4 protein-coding genes are annotated in these 3,644 nt (G+C 65.4%); all 4 read right to left on the reverse strand.

Annotated elements, in window-relative coordinates:
- On the reverse strand, positions 1-222 hold a 222-nt coding region (locus tag ACLP25_RS04920; protein WP_442468110.1), incomplete at its 3' end, for an FAD-dependent oxidoreductase.
- A 60-nt stretch (positions 223-282) separates the two neighbouring features.
- Positions 283-1,071: an SDR family NAD(P)-dependent oxidoreductase gene (locus tag ACLP25_RS04925; RefSeq protein ID WP_442468111.1), complete on the reverse strand. Its 789-nt coding sequence runs from the start codon at positions 1,069-1,071 to the stop codon at positions 283-285.
- Positions 1,072-1,119: 48 nt separating this feature from the next.
- Complete coding sequence (locus ACLP25_RS04930; protein ID WP_442468112.1) at positions 1,120-2,151, reverse strand: ketopantoate reductase family protein; 1,032 nt, start codon at positions 2,149-2,151, stop codon at positions 1,120-1,122.
- 118 nt (positions 2,152-2,269) lie between these two features.
- Complete coding sequence (locus ACLP25_RS04935) at positions 2,270-3,181, reverse strand: NAD(P)-dependent oxidoreductase (RefSeq protein ID WP_442468113.1); 912 nt, start codon at positions 3,179-3,181, stop codon at positions 2,270-2,272.
- Positions 3,182-3,644: the final 463 nt, after the last annotated feature.

Consider the following 3,644-nt stretch of genomic DNA (forward strand, 5'->3'; position numbering starts at 1 on the left):
GTAGAGCATCGCCTTGCCCTCGACGCATAGCCGCGTCTTCTTCAGGCCTGTCGGATAATAAATGCCCGCGTGGATGACGTCGCTGTTGCGCGAACTCACCCCCGTTCCGATCGCGTTTTCGGCTTCGACGACGACGACCTCGCGACCGGCACGCGTTAGCGCGCGGGCGACCGCGAGGCCGACGACACCGGCGCCGATGACGAGACAATCAACGGAGTTCACGGCGACCTCCTGCTCGGCCTCGTCGCGACGCTCCGCAACCGTTGCCCCCAACAATGCCGGTCAGACGAGGATCATCCCGCCGTCCGACATGATGACCTGTCCGGTAATGTAGTCGGAGTCGGAAGAGGCAAGGAACGACGCGATGCCAGCCAGATCCGCCGGCGTGGCCGGATAGCCGAGCAGAATGCTCGCCGAGAAGCTTTCGATGAACTCGCCTTTCCTCTTGATGACCCCCTTGTCGATCATGTCCTGCTCGAGGCCGTCCCAAAGGGGGGTCACGACGACGCCCGGCGCAAACGCGTTGACGGTGATCTTGTGCTTGGCGAATTCGCGCGCGCCGGCCTGGGTCAGCGAGATCACAGCCGACTTACTGCAGCAGTAGGGCGCGAACTCGGCATAACCCTGGCGGCCGGCGATCGAGGCGGTGTTGATGATCTTGCCGCCGCCGCCCAGAGCAATCATCTGTCTGGCGCCCTCCTGGATGCAGACCATGACGCCCCAGGTGTTCACGCGCATGATGCTGTTGAAGTTATTCTCGTCAACCTCGAGGAACGGAACTGGCTTGTTGAAGCCGGCGTTGTTGAACAGGACGTCGAGCCGTCCGAAGCTGTTGACGACCGCCTTGATCGCCGCCTGCACCTGACCGCGATCGCCAACGTCCGCCTCGACCCCGATTGCGCCCGCCGCGCCCTCCGCCTTGAGGCTGTCTGCGACCGCCTTGGCCTTGTCGCCGTTGAGGTCGGCGATCGCGATCGAGGCACCATCGGCCGCGAGCCGCCGGGCAATGCCTTCGCCAATGCCTTGCGCGCCGCCGGTGATCATGACGACTTTGTGTTCGAGCCTAGCCATGGTGTTTTCCTCCCTTGCGCCATGCTGGCGCCTCCCGCAATCGGTGCTTCACGTCTTTACCAAAGACCTCAAGAGGTCCGCGTTCGAAGGCGCGGGGGCCAACTCGCCGCGCTCGATCCTGGCGGCGATCTCGATCAGGCTCTCGTTGACGGGCGCGCGCCCGCCGAGCCGGCGCCGCTCGCGCACGATGAGGCCGTTGATGTCGTCGCCCTCTCCGCGACGGCCCTTCATCCAGTCCTGCAGAACCGCGACCCGGGTGTCAGGAAGTGTCCACTTCGACAGGACCGCGTCGAGAAGCGACATTGCATACTGGTCGGGGTCGTTCGCTTCGACGCGGGACTTGCCGAGGATGGAAACCAGGCGGCGTCCCAGGGCGAGCGCGGTATGAACGGCCTCGACGCCCGACGCCGCCATGATCTCGCGGATTCCGGGCGTGTCGATAGCCTCGGCGAGCGGAAGCCCCAGAATTGCCGAGGGGAGAAATTCCGCCGCGTTCACGACCAGCTTCATCCATTTCGCCGACCGGATGTCCTCGGAGATCTCAACCGTCCCGGCATGGCGAAGGCATTGCGCGACCTCGTCTTCGCGACCTTCCGCCGACGGGTCGACAGCCCCGATTGCAAACCATGAGCCCTTCGGCGGAGTCTGGCGCACCACCACCCCCGGCTCGAACAGATTCGACGTGACCTCGATCACGGCGCCCATTGTCCGCTCGGGGCCGACGATCGCAGCGACGTCGTCGATGGTCATGCCGTTCTGCAGGCCGACAACGAGCCCGTCCGGCTCGACGAGCGGCTTGATAAGCTCGCAGGCCCATCGGGTGTCGTAGGCCTTCACGGCCACGAAGACGATGTCATAGGTCTCGCGTAGCGACGCCACCTCGCAAACATGATGGACGCGAACGGGAGTGACCTGCGTTTCGTCCGGCATGACGACCTGAACGCCGTTCTTACGCATCGCCTCGACGTGCGCCGGCCATTGCTCGATGAAGGCGACGTTGAGCCCGGCGCGCGCGAGATCGGCGCCGATGCCGGCCCCGTTCGCGCCTGCGCCGACGACGGCGATCCTCGGGCTCTTCATGCCCGAGCGCTCCTCCGGCCGGCGGCGGAGCCACCGCAAGCGCCGGCGTTGCGGCCTCGAGTTCGTCTGGCGATTGCCTCGTCCATGGGCGTGATCCGGTCGGCCGTGGGTTCGGTCGTCATCCTTTTTGCAAAAGGCCCGCGTGCCGGGCCGCTTCGCGGACGAGCACGAAGAAGTCGAGATCGCCGCAGCCGGCGGCAAACGCCGCCTCGTACTGCTGTCGAATCTGGGCGACGAGCGGCATCGGGCAATGGTCGCGCCGCGAGACGTCCGCGATGATGTCGAAATCTTTCATGATCTGCTGGACCGTGAAGGCCGGCTCGTAGGTCCCCTTCGCCACAGTGTCGCGCTTGTACTGCAGAAGCGGCGAGGCGACGGCGCTTTGGCCGATGACGTCCATCATCGCAGCGGCGCCGAGACCGCCCTTGCATCCCATAGCCAGCGCTTCCGCCAGCAACGCAGATGTTCCGCCGACCAGGGTGTTGAGCACAAGTTTCAAATAGCGGGCCTCTTCGGCCTCGCCGACCAGGAACGTCATGCGGGTGAACGCCTGGTAGAAGCCGGATAGGCGTTCGATCGACTTCGGCGGACCGGAGAGCACGGCGGTCAGAGTCCCCTGAGCGGCCAACGCCGTCGAGCCTGAGACCGGCGAGCGCACATAATCCACGCCGATCGCCGACATGGCCTCGGCGACGCGTCTCGATGCGTCCGGCGAGACCGTGCTGGTCTCGACGAAGATTTGCCGTGCGTTCAGCGTTTCCTTGAGACCGCCGGCCGTGAAGACGATGTCCAGCAGCGCCGCATCGTCGCTTACGGCGGACGCGACGATCTCGGCGCCGTCGACCACGCCGCGAATGTCGGAGGCGTTGCGAAGCCCAGCGCGGCCGGCGCGCTCCTGGCCGTCGGTGTTGCGGGCAAGGGCCGTCACCGTGAATCCGTGGCTAGCAAGCCGCTCGCAGATTGGGAGCCCCATTTTGCCGAGGCCGATCCAGCCGATCCGGGACATTTCCGGCGCCGCAGCCGTGGTCATCAGTCTCCCTCCGCACGACCGGTCTGGGGCGCCGAGGCGGCGCGCCGGCTTAGAGACCTTTTTTCGCATGCCCGGGGTCCGACCGGCGCGCAAAAAATACTCATTTTGAACAGTGCCTCGCTTCGGGCGTCGCGATTTGCCCAAATTGAGGATTCCTCGCGTTGTAATTTCGGTCCCGGCAGACAAAGCTCACGAAAGCGCGCCGGGCCGGGCGGAAAGCCGCCTCGGTCCGCGGAATGCGCCCTTCGCCGTCTTTTTCGTCGGCAAGGGCGTCGCAAAAGGCCGGGAGCGGGAGGACACGATGGAGCGCCTCGCGCCGGTCGCCGAGAACCATCAAGACAGAGAGGTAAGCCGATGAAGCTCGGTGGCGATCTGGGCCATCTGACCTATTCGACCCTGGTGCATCCAGCCGACACCTGGGTGCAGCTCTGGGACAGCGTCAATCGCTACCTCCCGGCCGTCA

The organism is Roseiarcus sp. (genome assembly GCF_052145395.1).
In the GTDB taxonomy this organism is placed as follows: Bacteria; Pseudomonadota; Alphaproteobacteria; order Rhizobiales; family Beijerinckiaceae; genus Roseiarcus.

Coding starts and splice junctions, on each gene's coding strand:
- ACLP25_RS04925 (WP_442468111.1), bottom strand. CDS start 1,071: ATGGCTAGGCTCGAACACAAAGTCGTCATGATCACCGGCGGCGCGCAA.
- ACLP25_RS04935 (WP_442468113.1), bottom strand. CDS start 3,181: ATGACCACGGCTGCGGCGCCGGAAATGTCCCGGATCGGCTGGATCGGC.
- ACLP25_RS04930 (WP_442468112.1), bottom strand. CDS start 2,151: ATGAAGAGCCCGAGGATCGCCGTCGTCGGCGCAGGCGCGAACGGGGCC.